The sequence below is a fragment of the Microbulbifer variabilis genome (assembly GCF_052468405.1).
This window is the reverse complement of sequence record NZ_CP174343.1, coordinates 4041511-4056405: the sequence shown is the minus strand read 5'-3', so window position 1 is coordinate 4056405 and position 14895 is coordinate 4041511. Positions and strand designations below refer to the sequence as shown.

The 14895-nt window shown below is 52.7% G+C and carries 12 protein-coding genes and 1 tRNA gene; 3 read left to right on the top strand and 10 right to left on the bottom strand.

Annotated features, from left to right (window positions below; translation table 11 throughout):
- Window positions 1-7: 7 nt before the first annotated feature.
- Complete coding sequence (locus ACJJJB_RS18375; protein WP_445365285.1) at window positions 8-922, bottom strand: CmcJ/NvfI family oxidoreductase; 915 nt, start codon at window positions 920-922, stop codon at window positions 8-10.
- 108 nt (window positions 923-1030) lie between these two features.
- Here ACJJJB_RS18375 and ACJJJB_RS18370 point away from each other — a divergent pair, with 108 nt between their 5' ends.
- From ACJJJB_RS18370 to ACJJJB_RS18360, 3 genes are all read left to right on the top strand, one after another.
- Window positions 1031-1951, top strand: a complete 921-nt coding sequence (locus ACJJJB_RS18370) for a LysR family transcriptional regulator (protein ID WP_353375908.1) — start codon at window positions 1031-1033, stop codon at window positions 1949-1951.
- Between the two features lie 100 nt (window positions 1952-2051).
- Window positions 2052-3050: a YHYH protein gene (locus tag ACJJJB_RS18365; RefSeq protein ID WP_353375909.1), complete on the top strand. Its 999-nt coding sequence runs from the start codon at window positions 2052-2054 to the stop codon at window positions 3048-3050.
- Window positions 3051-3285: 235 nt separating this feature from the next.
- Window positions 3286-4623 (top strand): dicarboxylate/amino acid:cation symporter, encoded by a 1338-nt coding sequence (locus ACJJJB_RS18360; protein ID WP_051089520.1) that lies wholly within the window; start codon window positions 3286-3288, stop codon window positions 4621-4623.
- 102 nt (window positions 4624-4725) lie between these two features.
- On the opposite strand, the gene ACJJJB_RS18355 is transcribed toward ACJJJB_RS18360, so the two are convergent.
- The 9 genes from ACJJJB_RS18355 to ACJJJB_RS18315 form a co-directional block, all read right to left on the bottom strand.
- Window positions 4726-5715, bottom strand: a complete 990-nt coding sequence (locus ACJJJB_RS18355) for a right-handed parallel beta-helix repeat-containing protein (protein WP_445365284.1) — start codon at window positions 5713-5715, stop codon at window positions 4726-4728.
- A gap of 225 nt (window positions 5716-5940) precedes the next feature.
- Entirely contained in the window at window positions 5941-6369 is a 429-nt protein-coding gene (locus tag ACJJJB_RS18350; RefSeq protein ID WP_445365283.1) for a DUF1810 domain-containing protein, read from the bottom strand.
- Between the two features lie 167 nt (window positions 6370-6536).
- Window positions 6537-6962, bottom strand: coding sequence for an acyl-CoA thioesterase (locus ACJJJB_RS18345; protein WP_445365282.1), 426 nt, complete (start codon window positions 6960-6962; stop codon window positions 6537-6539).
- Between the two features lie 796 nt (window positions 6963-7758).
- Window positions 7759-7834: transfer RNA gene (locus tag ACJJJB_RS18340), tRNA-Phe, on the bottom strand.
- Between the two features lie 125 nt (window positions 7835-7959).
- Window positions 7960-8235, bottom strand: a complete 276-nt coding sequence (locus ACJJJB_RS18335) for an oxidative damage protection protein (RefSeq protein WP_020414063.1) — start codon at window positions 8233-8235, stop codon at window positions 7960-7962.
- Window positions 8236-8251: 16 nt separating this feature from the next.
- Entirely contained in the window at window positions 8252-9337 is a 1086-nt protein-coding gene (gene mutY, locus ACJJJB_RS18330) for an A/G-specific adenine glycosylase (RefSeq protein WP_445365281.1), read from the bottom strand.
- Window positions 9338-9639: 302 nt separating this feature from the next.
- Entirely contained in the window at window positions 9640-10167 is a 528-nt protein-coding gene (locus tag ACJJJB_RS18325; protein ID WP_444945967.1) for a hypothetical protein, read from the bottom strand.
- Between the two features lie 241 nt (window positions 10168-10408).
- Window positions 10409-12559, bottom strand: a complete 2151-nt coding sequence (locus ACJJJB_RS18320) for an AsmA family protein (protein WP_445365280.1) — start codon at window positions 12557-12559, stop codon at window positions 10409-10411.
- Between the two features lie 174 nt (window positions 12560-12733).
- Window positions 12734-14887, bottom strand: a complete 2154-nt coding sequence (locus tag ACJJJB_RS18315) for a TonB-dependent receptor (protein WP_445365279.1) — start codon at window positions 14885-14887, stop codon at window positions 12734-12736.
- Window positions 14888-14895: the final 8 nt, after the last annotated feature.

Genomic DNA, 14895 nt, shown 5'->3' with positions numbered 1-14895 from the left:
TCAGCGCTCAATCGTTAAATAAGGCGATGGTGCGCAGTTCAATACTAGTGCGGCGCGGGGCACTGGAACTATCAGGAAGATCAAATGCAGTGTGGGGCACACCGGTGATGGGACCCTGGTGTTCGCTATCGAATACGCGCAGCAGCAGGCCCTCCCCCGGCTGCATATCACTGAACCAGATCCAGCGGTGCTTCGGATTGGCGCTGATCACCGAGATCTGCCCCTCCCGCTCAGGGTAAATCAGGCGCATCTTGTGGAAGTCTGCCTCGGCTACACTGCGTAAATCTGCCATTGCCAAAGGTGATTCCTTCACTGTGCGCAGTAATGGCAGCCATAAATTAATGAATTTATAGCGAGGGAAATCTGCCGTATTTAATCCGTGTTCAGGCAGGGTCTGCCGGAGCTGCCTGTCTGCGGACCAAGGCGTATAATCATTGTGCACGGTCTTCACCGGAGAGCGACGGCTGCGGCTCTGCTCGGTGGGTCCCTCTGCGGAGGGCTGTGCCCGCAGGGTGTGGTCGAAGGTGAGTACACGGGCTGCGCCCAGGCGTTTTGCGATCCAGGTTTCGATAGCCGGATACCATTCTCGGCGGATTAAATCATCGCGTTTAGTTGGAGCTGTTCTATCTGCAGCGTGGTCATCCAGAGCCAACAGGGCATCGTCAAACTGGTGCAGGTCGATAGTTAGTTGTGGCTTCACCAGCTCAAACCCCTGAATATCCAAGCTGAATTTTTCCCCCATAACTTGCAGGGTGCGGCCATCCTCAATCGACATAGACTGTGGGTTTACCTGATCGAGCAGGTGGGTGGGACCAGGCCCGGCCTGCCGCTGGTCGTATACCAATTCACTATCGGTATTTGCGTAATTGATTGTCGCCTTGAGCAGCCGGCTCGGCGATGAGTGCAGAGTCGCGGTCAGCATAGTGGCTTCCTCCCAAAGGGTTGATGGCAAATAAATCATGTCTTATGGGCAATGCTAGGTTCAGCTCGATACAATGAAAATCAAGTAACAGTTGTGAGTGATACAGGTTTGAGCAGAAATCATGGTATTGATCGCCTGGGCAGGCTGGAACTGAAACAGTTGCGCTTATTGCAGGCTATTTTGCGGGAGTTGAACCTGTCGCGGGTGGCAGATCAGCTAGGGGTTAGCCAGCAGACAGTTAGCGAACAGCTGAAGCGTCTGCGGGAGCTATTTGATGACCGGCTGTTCATTAGAACCAGCAATGGTGTTATTCCAACGCCCTTAGCCGAGCGCTTGGCGCCCAAGCTGGATAGTATCCTTAATGATATCGCCGCTCTATTGCGCGGCGATGAATTCGCCCCTGCGGAGCATCACGGGATCTTCACCATCAGCGCCACCGACTTTGAGCAGCGAGTGGTGTTGCCGGCCCTGCTTAAGCAGCTGCGTGAGCAGGCACCGGGCCTCAAAGTGGTGGTGCTAAAGCTTGAAATTGACCGTATGGCCCAGCAGTTGCAAACCGGTGAGGTGGATCTGGTGTTCAGCACACCGGGTTTTGTGCCGGATAGCTGCCCCAGTATGTTGTTGTATCGTGAACATTACGTATGCGTGTGTTGCCGGCATACAGGGGTGCAACTGGAAAGTCGAGAACCCTTGGGCTTGGACAAGCTGGCAGAGATTCCCCAACTGGTTGTGTCGCCTTCTCGTGGTGACTTGCGTGGCATGGTGGATAGCTGGTTTGAGCAGTTTGGTTTAAAGCGTAATGTTGTGTTGTCGGTTCCCTCCTTTGCCGCCGCAGCTGAATGTATCGCCTCCACAAATACAGTCGCTTTTCTGCCGTCTCGCCTGTTACCTGATCCGCGCCTGCATACCTTACCGATTAGTGAGCAGCCACCTGGCTTTGATGTGGTCGCCGCCTGGCACACTCGCAGTGGGCAGGATCCATTACACAAGTGGGTAAGGCAACTGTTAGCCGGGCAATTTACACCGTAAGCCGCCGTGAAATAGTGCCGCCTGAGGGTCTTAATACCGGCCCGGCCAATGTGAGATCACTTGCTACACTGGGGTTGGCAATTACCCGGGGGTGGGGGTCATGAGAATTGGGATATTGTACTTGGCTTTCCATAGCGTCTTAGTCTCTGCCCATAGCGATGGAGCCCACACCGACTTCGCTGCAAATATAGACCTCCCCGCCCTCTTTAACCGGGAAGCACTGGTGGAAGATATCCGTGCAGTGGATTGTACTTTGTCGGAGGGTAGCAAATCCCGCTGCTGGCAGCTTAAGTTGAAAGCCGCACCTCGTCACCATATGGGTCCCTGGTGCCCCAGAACAATTCGAGATCCGATCACGGCAAGTGGCATGATGTTCATCAAGCAGCAGGTTGTCGCCACCGACGGCCCCTTCGTAAAAAATGCCGCTGAGTTTTTCTCCGATCCCAAATGGGTTTTGTATAACGAGAAGACCGGGCGGGTAAAGGTGACTGATACCAAGAGGGCCTGTGAGCTGGCAGCAAGGCCGGATGTAGCTCCGGAGTTTAATAATTATTGCGTGGAGTGTCTGGCCAGCTATTTGGGTGATAATTTCTATATGACCTACCTGATTCCCATAAAGCCACTTACAGCAAAATCCCCGCAAAGTTCGAATGACCACTCCGGTTACGGAGTGGCATTCAATGGGGTTAAATTTGATATCAGTGCCCCGGTAGGCGCGATTTTAGGAGCGCATACCCTGGCGCCTGTAGATGCCTGTGGTGGGCATGTTAATCCCCATGTGGGCTACCACTACCACGCAGCGCTCGGTTGTAGTCAGGCCTATCCGTCGGCAGCGAGCCATGCACCAATAATCGGCATCGCGATCGATGGCTACCTGATTTATGCAAGGGAAAATACCGATGGCAGGGAGCCAAAAGATCTGGATGAATGCCGTGGCCACGAGTTTGCCAATCTTGGATATCACTATCATGTCAATCTCGCAGCGGAAAACGATATCCTGCACTGCCTAAAGGGAGAGAGGGGCTGTGCGCTGGGCAAAAACCAGAGCCAGTGCAATTTTTCCGGCAGTAGGGCCTCAAAACTACAGAAACCTGAATAGAACTCAACATCAAAAATTACTATGAATGTTTGAAATGCTGCACCAAAATCGGGCAGCTTATAAACCTGAAACTTTTACTTCCTACCCTCCTTCAATGGAAATACCATCGCCCGTAAAGATACGCTACTTTCTCCTCAGGGCTTGATCTGACCCAAAGGTATCGAGCCAGGTCAGGGGCATAATCCTCCTTTTTCTTCCACTGATGATGAACCACTTGGAAACCGGTACTCAATTTATGCATCACAGCACCAATATTTACCTGATAAGAATGGTTGAATCCCTCGGCTTGCTGGTTCGAAAGCGCCTGTGGATGCAGATCTTGGTAGCTATGGTTCTGGGATTGGGGGTGGGCCTACTGCTTTCCCCGGAAGGTGCAGCCCTGGTGAATCAGGATCTCAGTGTAGTGTTGGCCAGCTGGTTCAAGCTGCCCGGCGCACTATTCCTGAATATGATTCAGATGGTGGTTATTCCCCTGATTGTTTCATCTATCATCCTCGGGCTTTGTGGTAGCGGCAATGTGAGCCAGCTAAAGCGGGTGGGTTTACGCATTGCGCCCTATTTTATTGCCACAACCACAGTTGCCGTTATTATCGGCATTCTATTGGTCCAGTTGATTCAACCTGGAAACTATATTGATGAATCGTTGCTCACTGCAGCAACCGAACTACCCGGAACTACTGCTCCTCAGTTACTGGAACCAAAACCCCTGCCCGAGCGCATTGCCGAGCTGATACCAGCCAACCTGAACCAAAGCATTGCCATGCGTAATATGTTGCAGCTGGTGGTCTACGCCATCTTTACTGGCGTGGCTGTGATGTTGCTGCCACAGAAGCAGCGTGAGACGGCAGTTTACGCCTTTGGTATCGTCCAGGAGATTGCCCTGAAGATAGTCGGCTGGGCCATGTTATTTGCGCCCCTTGCCGTATTTGGTTTATTGGCGGATATCGCCATTCGTGTTGGCTTGACCGCAATTCTTGGGATGTCGGTCTATGTTGGCACGGTAATTCTAGGGTTGCTGATCCTATTGATGTTTTACCTGGTAATTGTCTCTCTGGTTTCCCCGGCCGGACCGCTGAGATTCCTTCAGCGTATTAGCGGTGTACAACTTCTCGCATTTTCCACTTCCAGTTCTGCGGCAGTGATGCCGTTATCTATGCGAACTGCGGAGAGCTCCCTTGGAGTGAAACCCTCAATCGCTAAATTTATTGTGCCGCTGGGCGCTACAGTGAATATGGACGGTACCGCACTCTATCAGGTGATAGCGGCAGTATTCCTGACCCAGGTATACGGAATTGATCTCAGCACTGCCCAATTGGTGGGGCTGACTGTAACTACCGTAGGTGCCTCCATCGGCTCGCCCAGTACGCCGGGTGTGGGCATTGTTATTCTCGCGACTATCCTCGCTGGGATTGGCGTACCTCCAGAGGGGATTGCGTTGATTATTGGTGTGGATAGGATTCTGGATATGTGCCGGACTGCGGTGAATGTCACTGGTGACCTGACTGCCTGCCTGGTTATGGATAAGCTTTTGGGTAGCGATAACCTGGAGGAAGTGACTACTCAGGTGGCTTGAGATACCTCATTAAATGGGGGGGATTTATTCAGGTGTGAAGGGATTGGAGATTACAAAGCAGCAGGCAAAAAATTTACCTGCTGCTTAGTATGAAAGGGGCTCTTATTTTAAACAGGTTGGTGATGCTTTACCGAAGAAATTCCCCTGCCAAACGTTTGATCCGGTGCAGTCCGGATCAAAGTCATCCCTTAAATCATCACCAAAATTATCAAATGCAAAATTCCCAACAATAAAGTTATTGATACTATCTACCCTGCTAACAACTATACCAGCTGGGTCAAGTGATCCTGCACCATTATTTGTTACAGTGTTTTGAATAACATAGTTGCCTGACCCACCCAGAAACTCAATACCATCATCTACATTGTCTGATACGTGATTTTGTGTAACCAAGGCAAACTGCTCCTCCAGCTCAATCCCATCACTGCCGTTATTAGTCAGGGTGTTTCCTATGATTGAGGCGTAATCCCCATCAACCTCAACACCATCCTGACCGCTTCCACTAATATGGTTGTAACTGACATTTACATATTCACCGTCAATTTCGACACCCTCATCTCCAGCGCCTTCGATAGTATTGTGAACGATGTTGGTGTAATCACCATTTGCGTCTACTCCATCACCAATAATGGCCAACCCCTGACCGATAATCAGATTTTCATAAATGTTATTGAAATCGCTCTCGGCCAGTACGCCATCATCTTCGAAATCTGTAATCTCCATATCGAAAATACTGTGAGAGCCCGATCCTACTGCATGGATGCCATCGGGGCAGCTATTTATACTGCCACCGTGAATTGAGCCGGAAGTTCCCTCCATACGGACACCGGCCCATTCATCTTGATCGGCTGGGTTATAAGTGCAATTCAGTTCAAAGCCATTCATAGAAAGGCTTCCGCCTGGGCCGATGATAGTGAGTGCGACAGGTTCGTCTTCGCTCAGCTCACAATTCAAGTGCTCAGTGAGTGTCACTGTTGACGTGATTTCGTCATAACAATCAACAGCCAAACTGATGGATGGTATTGATATACCTATTCCAAAAATCAAAAAGATATAGGATTTTGCACGCCGCGTCGAAATACAGATTGCCATTAGTGATCCCACTTAGATTTATGTTCAGCTTAATTAAGCTGACTGGAAGTTGATAACCTGAGAATGAGTCTAGATTTAAATATGAAATATAAATCATTAATAAATATGTTTGGCACTTAAAGTGGGCTTCTGATCTTTTAATCTCTACGAATGGCAGCAAACTCCGCATTCTAACTTTTCTATTAAAAAGTGCTTTTTACATAGCGTTTGCGCACTCGATATCTATTAATTCAAACCGAGTAGCTCCAGGGTGTGAGCATCACTCTTGCCGTTATAGTACCTATCAAGTACGTCCTTAAATAGGCTTTCCTCCTTTTCAGCAAGAGAAAATAAGGTCATGGAGGATTTTAGTTTCATATCATCTGGAGATCCGAAGATGTCATGAGCGCTGCGATCATGGATGTCGAGTAGGGCGTGACAGCAGGATTTCAGCCTATGCCCAAGCGTGGGTTGGGCTAAATAAGCCTTTGCTTCCTCCAGATTCTTGATTCCATATTTTTGAGCCATGGAGCTTTGCCCAAGGCCGACAACTTGTGGAAATATGTACCACATCCAATGAGATCGCTTTTTTCCATTCTTTAACTCTAAAAGTGCATCTTCATAAGAGTGTTCTTGCGCTTTAATAAAACGCTCTAAATCAAAATTTTCTTTCATTTAAGTCATCCGGCACTGGTAAAGTCATGGTTGAATTTCAGAATAGCAGGGGAGGGGAAAATGGATAATTCTGAAGGCCAGATGGTTATTTTAAGTCAGGATGAAAGAAATTTTTACAAAATATCTGAGAGGGCAATAAAAGCCCTCGCCGATGAGGGCTTTCTATCTTAATTATTTGGAAGCAGTGCTCGAATATCATCCGGCACGGGAATCGATTTTCCGGTTCTATGATCCACCCAGACGATTTTCGCTTCACAGGTGGTGTAAAGGTTGTCGGTATTATTTGCTTCTCTAATTTCGTAGTAGCTATTGAAGCTACTGCGCCCGGGAGTGCCGCCATACATACTAACAGTAATGTTGGCTGGAAATACCAGCGGTAAATGGAAATTGGCCGAAGCATTGAGTAGTACCGGGCCATCCCCTTGGTTACTGCTTACCGCGCCGGAGCGTTTAATAGCCGCTAACCAGCTGCAGCGGCACTGCTCAAAGTAGGTGAAGTAGGTGGCGTTGTTGATATGTCCTAAGGCGTCCATATCACCCCAGCGTACAGCTAAGGTTTCCTGATATAGAAGGTTGCGGGGGGCTTCACTCATTGTTATTACACTCAAATCAAAACAGTAAAGCTGTGAATTGTAATGGGCTGTTGGGGCTGTGAGTAGGTTTATATTTTAAATTCTAAAGTGAGTGAATGGCTGCAAGAAAACGTCAATATTGCCTTTATTTTTTTATTCATTAACAGGAATTTAATCGGAGCTTATTTTGTAAGCTGCCAGGCAGCTCTGGATTTAATTTACCTAAAATAGACTGCCAACTTGATGTGAGTTAGGAATATCGTTACCCCTACGTTGTGGCGATTGATTAGTAAAAGAAATCAGCAATAAATAGCTGGCATCAAATTGTTAATTAATATTTGTCCTAATTACGGCAAGGGCGAGCTCCTCGGCTCCCGTGAAGGAATTACTCAATAGGTTTTTCCTATCGGAATAGGACACTTGCACAGTCTTTCCAGGCTACCTGCCCAATTTCTCGCCCAGAGTTGCATAGCTTTTGGGGTATGTTCTGCTGAATGCAGGTAGCAAGGTAAGGTGGTGAACGAACTCATTCCGTTCAGCCACCCTGCGTTTCAGCCGCGCCTTGATTGTGACCGCTCCGTAAGCCAGAGGCATCATGGAGTTATTCAGAGGCTTCCTATAGCACCTAAGCACTCCAGCTATGACTCAATGTCTCCGCCTGCTTTAAGCACAGCCGGAAGGCTTGCGGAGTAGCAAAGAGTCAACGTGATTTTGCGTTGACACAATGTTGACACTTTGGGAGGAATTTACCGCCAAAACCTTGAGGGCGGTAGAAATAAAAAACCCGCGAAAGCGAGTGCTTGCGCGGGTTTAAATATGGTGCCCGGAGGCGGAATCGAACCACCGACACGGGGATTTTCAATCCCCTGCTCTACCGACTGAGCTATCCGGGCTTTGCGATCTTGCTGGGCTTCCCCTGCGTCGCGAGGCGCGTATTAAAGCCCTTCCCTGAGGCAGAGTCAACCCCTTGATTGTAAAAAGTTTTTCTTCTTTGCCGGGGGCTGTTTACAGGGCCTTGTTACTGCTGTTCTGGGGGTACGTAACCATCGGCTGCGTCGTATTCTTCACCGCTCAGGAACTTCATCATCTGCTCGCTCAAATAGGCGCGGCTGGAAGGCTCCATCATATTGAGGTGTTTCTCGTTAATCAGCATGGTCTGGTGTGACATCCACTCCTTCCAGGCTTTTTTGGAAACGTGTTCGAAGATATCCACGCCTTTGGGGCCGGGAAAAGGCGGTGCGTCCAGGCCTTCCAATTCCTCTTGGTACTTGCGGCAGAATACGGTTCTGGACATGGACTCCTCCTGGTTTTTAGTCGGCCGTCGTTGGGGCGAGCAGCGGCGCCTGCAGCGCCAGTAATTGTTTTGCCAGCTTTACGATCGGGGCGGGTAGCCCCAGTTCCTGGGCCGCGCGGGCGCGGTTTAGACGCCGCAGTTTATACCAGCCAGCGCCGCTCTCCGCTACCTGTGTGGTGACTTTGTCGAGCTGTACCCATACAGGGGAAATATCCAGATGAAAGTGGGTAAAGGTATGGCGCAGTACCGGCAGCGCTTGTATTTCACTGGCGCGCCAGCGCTGTTGCCTGAGCCAGGCCTTGGCATCTTCCGCCTGGGGAGGGCACCATAGGCCGCCCCAGATTCCAGTAGCGGAGCGCTGCTCCAGATAAATCTCACCTTCGTACTCCAGCAGTAGCATTGTGGCGCTACGCACCGGTTTTTCTTTGCGCGGCTTTTTGCCGGGGTAATCTTGAGGATTGCCCTGGGCGTGGGCCACGCAGGATTTTTTTAGTGGGCAGTCGCTACAGCTGGGCTTGGAACGGGTGCACAGGGTAGCACCCAGGTCCATCATGACCTGGGTGTAGTCGTTGACGCGCTTGTCTGGGGTATAAATCTCGGCCAGTTCCCACAGCTTGTTGGCTACCGCAGTCTGTCCCGGCCAGCCTGCCACGGCGTGAAAGCGGGCCAGTACCCGTTTTACGTTGCCATCCAGGATCGGTGCCCTGAGCCCCATGCTGATACTGGCGATAGCGCCGGCAGTGGAGCGGCCGATACCGCTCAGCTCGATGAGTGCTTCTACATCCTGTGGAAATTCCCCGTCGTACTCTTGCAAAACTGTCTGCGCACATTTGTGCAAGTTGCGCGCGCGGGCGTAGTAACCGAGGCCGCTCCAGTGGGCCAGTACCTTATCCAGCGGCGCAACGGCGAGACTTTCCAGGGTGGGGAAGCTCCGCATAAAGCGCTCGAAATAGGGGACTACAGCGCTTACCTGGGTTTGTTGCAGCATGATCTCGGAAACCCATACGCGGTAGGGGTTGATATCCTGCTGCCAGGGCAGGTCCTTGCGTCCATGTTTATCGAACCACTTGAGAACGGCATTTTGGAACTGCTTTGGAGTCATGAAGGTACTGCGAGGTTGCTGGCGTGGGATATTGGGGCCGGAGTTGCGCACCGGGCGGGGCCCGGTGCGGCTATGATCAACGGCCGAAGAGATTTTTCAATTTTTCTTTCAGTTCGTCGACCTTTTCTTCCATCTTATTGCCATATTTTTTCCTGGCTCTGTATTTCAGCTCCTCGCGTATCAGGTTGTCCAGGTGGCGGATGTCGAGTATGCATGAGCCTGGGATCACACTATCGAAGTCGCCCTTGCAGCGGAGGGGCAGTGGGCGGTTGCCTCGGCACTAGTTCTTCACGATGCAGTCATCAGACCTGAATGCCCTCTTCCACCACATAGAAATAGGCCACAAAACGATAATTGGTGGCAGCCAGGCCGTAGTTATGGTTTGCCGTTTCCAGCTGCTCGGGCAGAACCACAAAATTGGGGCCGTAGTTTCTCACCCCATGAGGACCTGGTTTGTGAGTCCAGGTACCGGTTTTCGGGTCCCGCCGGTACCAGTGGTGATCGGTTGCGGACTTATACAGGGCAACGCAGTAGCAACCCTCTGAAAAAGGCGGTGGCTTGTTTGCTGGGGCATTGGCCACATAGGCCATACCATCGCGCTTGGCTCCCTCAATCAGGCTGGCATCTTCCAAAGTTGCGACATAGCCGGCGTTGGAGCCGGGATTGGGCTTGCCCGAGTTTGGGGTCTCGCAGTTCGCAGCCCAGGCGTAGCAGTTAACGCGGTCATTACCCCACTCTACCTCATCAGGCTTGTGGTGCTTGGTAGCAGTGGCCAGCCTCGCGATTACCTGCTTGGAGTTATTGTCTTTCTCTCGGACCATTATTGGCATTTTGTTATTCCCTTTATCTGACCAATTGATTTCGTTGAGATCGGGCTGATATTGGGAAAAGAATGTGTAAACAGTAGGGAAGTTGAGGTGTGGTAGGAAAAAAAATCTAAGCAGCCTGCAACAATGCTGCCCCCTGAGCGGAATCTTGAAACTAATTTGGAGTTGGAGGTAGTGAGAGCTTGAGTGGAGTGGGATAGTGGGACCGGAGTTGCGCACCGGGCGAGGCCCGGTGCGGCTCTGATCAACGACCGAAGAGATTTTTCAATTTTTCTTTCAGCTCATCGACTTTTTCTTCTACCTTATCGCCATATTTTTTCTTGGCTTTGTATTTCAGTTCCTCACGTACCAGGTCGTCGAGGCGGCGGCTGTCGGGTTTACAAGTGCCTGGGCCTACATCATCGAAGTCGCCCTTGCAGCGTAAAGGCAACGGGCGGTTCCGCCAGCGCTTGTTCCTCACTGTACAGCCGTCGGCGGAGGTGCTCTCGCCGACCAGGGCGAGGCCGAGAGCGAAGTCGAAGTCCTGTTTTTGTAAATCTATCTCGCCATCACCTGTCATGGCGATATTCTCGATTCCTGCAAGGATTTCGGTCACCTTCACTTCATCGCCTTTCACGGCAATAGTAGCGCGCACATCCTGCAGGCTAGTCTGTGCTGGCCAGTCTCTGTCTGGCAGAGGCGTGTTTTCCGCATAACTAAATAGCTGGCACATACTCTTTTCAAGGTTGAATGGGGCTATGGAGAGCTCCTTGCTGGAAATATTAACGGCTGCGACCAGGTTTTTTTGCAGATCTTCGGAGGTTTTTCCTTTAGTGCGACCATCCCAATTGACACTGGCTTCACCGGCTACCTGCACTTTCTCACTGGGGAACAGCGCTTTCTGTACCTTGCCGATATCCACATTGCTGAGGCCGCCACGTACCTGGCCTTCAGCCGTTTGGGCACGGGCGTTGAACTGCCCATTGCTATTGAGCTGTCCACCATAGATGTCTGCGCTGAGTTTTTGCAGTTGGTAGAGGCCGTTATCCACGGTGAGTTGTATTTCCGGACTGTCCAGTTGCAGGTCCGCTGCCAGTAGCTGGTCCAGGGTCACATTGATATTGGCATTAAAGCCGCGCAGTGCACTGAGAGGCAGGGGCTCTGCAGGTACCGGCTGGGCTGATAACTGTTGTTCATTAGTTGTGGGCTTCTCCGCCTGCAGCGGTTTTGCTGTTTCAGGTGCGGTTTGAGTGTGTGTAGTCTGTTCGTCTTGAGCCGTTACTTCGGAGGAGGGGGCGGTTTCCCCCTGCTTTTCTTCCTTTTCTTTGGAAGGAGGCAGGTAGCTATCCAAATTGAAAGCGCCGCCGCGCAGGCTCAGATCCAGCCCAGGCATCTCCGCGTTGCGCAGCTGGGCATTGCCGCTGAAGGTCGTGTTGTCGAGCTGCAGTTGCAGTGGGGTCAGATCGAGTTTCTGCTCAGTGCCTTCGAGGCTGGCTTCAATATTCAACTTCTGTAATACAGCGCTATCGCGAGTAATCACTTCGGTGCCGGTCAGCTCAAGCCAGGGGCGCAGGGGGTCGGCACTGGCATTTAGATTCATCTGTATGCGCCAGGGCTGGTTGTTGTTGTCACGACGTACGTAACCGCGCAAGTGAATCGTGGCTTTGGCACTGTTATCGGCAGTAAAGGTCAGCTGCAGGGGTTGTAGGCGCAGGCCGTTGAGGCCTTCATCCAGGGCCAGGGTGCTGTCTAATGTCAGATTGAGGGGGTGGCGCAGGTCACTGCCGCTTATGCTGGCATCGGCACGCAGTTGCCCAGGTTCGCCGCCTGGCACCAGGTTGTCGGCTATCACGCGCAGGTCTTCGACCTTGTAGGCTTTTCCGGTGCGGGCGTCACTGTAAGATACCAGGCCATTTTCAATACGCAGCTTGTCCAGGCTAAGCTGCACTTGTTGCTCGGCGGGCTCTTCTGTCTCCCTGGGGATTTCCAGTTTGGGAGGTTGCTTGCTCTGAGCCTCCAGGGCTTCACTGATCAGCTCCCAGTTACCGCGCCCTTCCTTGTCAACGCTGAGTTCAATCTGTGGCGCCAGCAGTACGATCTCCTGAGCCTGCACGCGGCGCTGTAGCAGTGGCCTGAGGGCGACACCTATGGCGATTTTATCGGCGCGCACCAGGGTTTCTTTGGGCAGCTGTAGCGGTGCCAGTGCTACATCGCGCAGCTGCAGGCCAACCTGTGGCCATAACTGCCAGCCGATATCACCTTCCAATTGCAGGGAGATCCCCTGCTTGGCGGCGAGCTTTTCCAGCTGTGGTTTGTACTGGTTTACGTCGAGGCCGGCCAGCAGCCAGGCGACAGCACCGGCGAGCAGCAGGAAAACGACCAATAGAGCGATAAAAGTGCGCTTGATCCAGGCCATGGAGTGGATTGTCCCTGTTTATTCCGTAGAAGATTTGTCGTGCAGATACACATCAGACGCCGCGGTGCGACTAGATGTTCCCGCACACTTCTATAAAGAGGTTATGCGGGAAGTGTAGGAGATGCAGCCCCGTGGAGCTGGGCGCGCCGCGGGGCTCATTGAAGCAGTTGTGCCTTAGAAAATAAACCGTACGCCCGCTTCGATGCTGCGGCCGGGTGCCGGGGCATAGTCGCGTAGCAGTGAGGTGGAGTTGCGGATTTCCTTGTCCAGCAGGTTGCGTGCACTGGCAAAGAGCACCGCATTGCTGCCGCCGATATTGAGGTTGTACTCGGCGCTCAGGTCCATGCGGGTATAGCCGTCGGTTTCCTCTTCGTAGGCGCCGGCGCGATCCTGGTCCGCAGCTTCGACTGTGCGCCACTCCCAACCCCACTGGTCGTAATCGGCACCCAGGGCCACGCCCATCCGAAGCGGTGGCATACGCGGTACATCGGAGCTTTCACCGATGATCGCATCATCGAAGCTAGCGCGCACCATGTCGCCAAACAGCGTTATATAGTGGCCGCCCTGCAAGGGAAAGGTCACTGAGGCCTCGGCTCCATAGAAAGTCGCATCGCGGTTGGCATAGGCATAGACCGGCAACTCCTCTTCCTCGCCGCCGGTGTTCTGCGCGTAGATGTAGTCACTGATCTGGTTGTAGAAAACGCTGGCCTCAATGCGCGCAGCGTGCCAGCCGCTAGCCGCTTCGTTATGGTGGTGATAACCCAACTCCAAGTTGACGCCGCTCTCTTTGTCCAGCTCGCTGTTGCCTAATAGATAGCGGGATTCCGCCAGGTGCGCGCCATCGGCAAACAGTTCCTCGGCCACGGGTGCACGTTCGGAGTGGGTGGCGCCGAAGCTGAGATGCTGGTGCTCGGCGAGGAAATACTGCAGCGTGGCGCTGGCGCCGATCAGATTGTAATCGCGGTCGTTGCCAATTTCTGGGTCTATATCCACTCTCTCCAACCGGGCGCCCAGATCTAAGTGCCAGCTACTCCATTGGCGCTCCTTCATAGTAAAGAAGCCGGCACTGCGGGTATGTGAGGGCTGGATAAAGGAGTGACTGCCAATTGTGGAAAAGTCTTTTGCGGCAAAGTCTTTGTCGGTCAATTGCAGTCCGTAGGCACCGCGCCAGCCGTTGCCGGCATCGTGGGTTATTTCAACACGGCTCTCCCAGGCCTCGTTGGTGAAGCGGGTGCTCGGATTGCCGGCATCCAGCTCCACATGCTCGTAATCGTTGTAGCCGATACGCAGGCTCAGTTTGTCCCAGTAATCGCCGTCGAAGCGGTGCTCGCCTTTCAGGTCATAGCGGGTTTGTACCAGGTCGATACGTACCGCATCGACCTCACCGGCCTCGGCGTGCTCCTCGTGCTCCTCGTGGTCGTCGTGGTCGTCGTGGTCTTCACCCGCGTGGTCCTCATCTTCGTGGTGGTGCTCATGAGTGCCCAAGGGGATGCCGTAATTGTTTTCCAGCCGGTTTACGGAGAAGCCAATAAAGCCGCTGTCGGTGATCCAGGAAACCCCTCCGCTATAGCTGTGGGCGCGGGCATTGGTATTGCCCACGAAGCCATCGGTGTTGAACTCGTCCTCGTGCTCGCCTTCTTCGCCGGCGTGCTCTTCATGTTCGTCGTGTTCTTCATGCTCATCGTGCTCAACGATGGCCAGGCCCGGGATTTCGGTATTGTCGTTTTCCCGATAAACCCCGTCTACATACCACGCCAGCTGCCCAGCACCACCGGTGAAACGAAATACTGAGGCGTCCTGGCCGTCGGCGGTGTTGTGGCGCAGCTCAACTGCGCCCTCCACTTTCTCTGGCACGGCAGTGGGGATACGTCCGTCGATGATGTTCACCACCCCTCCCACGGCACCGTTGCCGTAGCGCAGGGCGGCGGGACCGCGCAGTATTTCGATGCGTTCCGCAAGCAGTGGCTCGATACTGGCGGCGTGATCGGCGCTGGTGTTGGAAGCGTCGGATACATCCAGGTTATCGCTCAAGATCTTTACACGGTTGGCACTCTGGCCGCGGATAACCGGCAGCCCCACGCCACTGCCGAAGGAGGCATTGGCTACACCGGGTTGGTCTTGCAAAGTTTGGCCCAGGGTTGCCGCGGCGGATTTGCGCAATGCGTCCCCGGAGAGAATAGAAACCGGAGCTGCCACTGCGTCGGCGGGCTTATCCAGCGGCGAGACAGTGACATTGACCTCTTCCAGGGTCGAGTTGTTTTCAGCGGCGTAAATAGCGGGCGCGGCCAGGCTGGCAATGGCCAGGGCCAGAGTATTGAACTTAATCATTGGTTTTT

Coding starts and splice junctions, on each gene's coding strand:
- ACJJJB_RS18360 (WP_051089520.1), top strand. CDS start 3,286: ATGCATCACAGCACCAATATTTACCTGATAAGAATGGTTGAATCCCTC.
- ACJJJB_RS18365 (WP_353375909.1), top strand. CDS start 2,052: ATGAGAATTGGGATATTGTACTTGGCTTTCCATAGCGTCTTAGTCTCT.
- ACJJJB_RS18325 (WP_444945967.1), bottom strand. CDS start 10,167: ATGCCAATAATGGTCCGAGAGAAAGACAATAACTCCAAGCAGGTAATC.
- ACJJJB_RS18375 (WP_445365285.1), bottom strand. CDS start 922: ATGCTGACCGCGACTCTGCACTCATCGCCGAGCCGGCTGCTCAAGGCG.
- ACJJJB_RS18320 (WP_445365280.1), bottom strand. CDS start 12,559: ATGGCCTGGATCAAGCGCACTTTTATCGCTCTATTGGTCGTTTTCCTG.
- ACJJJB_RS18355 (WP_445365284.1), bottom strand. CDS start 5,715: ATGGCAATCTGTATTTCGACGCGGCGTGCAAAATCCTATATCTTTTTG.
- ACJJJB_RS18350 (WP_445365283.1), bottom strand. CDS start 6,369: ATGAAAGAAAATTTTGATTTAGAGCGTTTTATTAAAGCGCAAGAACAC.
- ACJJJB_RS18345 (WP_445365282.1), bottom strand. CDS start 6,962: ATGAGTGAAGCCCCCCGCAACCTTCTATATCAGGAAACCTTAGCTGTA.
- ACJJJB_RS18315 (WP_445365279.1), bottom strand. CDS start 14,887: ATGATTAAGTTCAATACTCTGGCCCTGGCCATTGCCAGCCTGGCCGCG.
- mutY (WP_445365281.1), bottom strand. CDS start 9,337: ATGACTCCAAAGCAGTTCCAAAATGCCGTTCTCAAGTGGTTCGATAAA.
- ACJJJB_RS18335 (WP_020414063.1), bottom strand. CDS start 8,235: ATGTCCAGAACCGTATTCTGCCGCAAGTACCAAGAGGAATTGGAAGGC.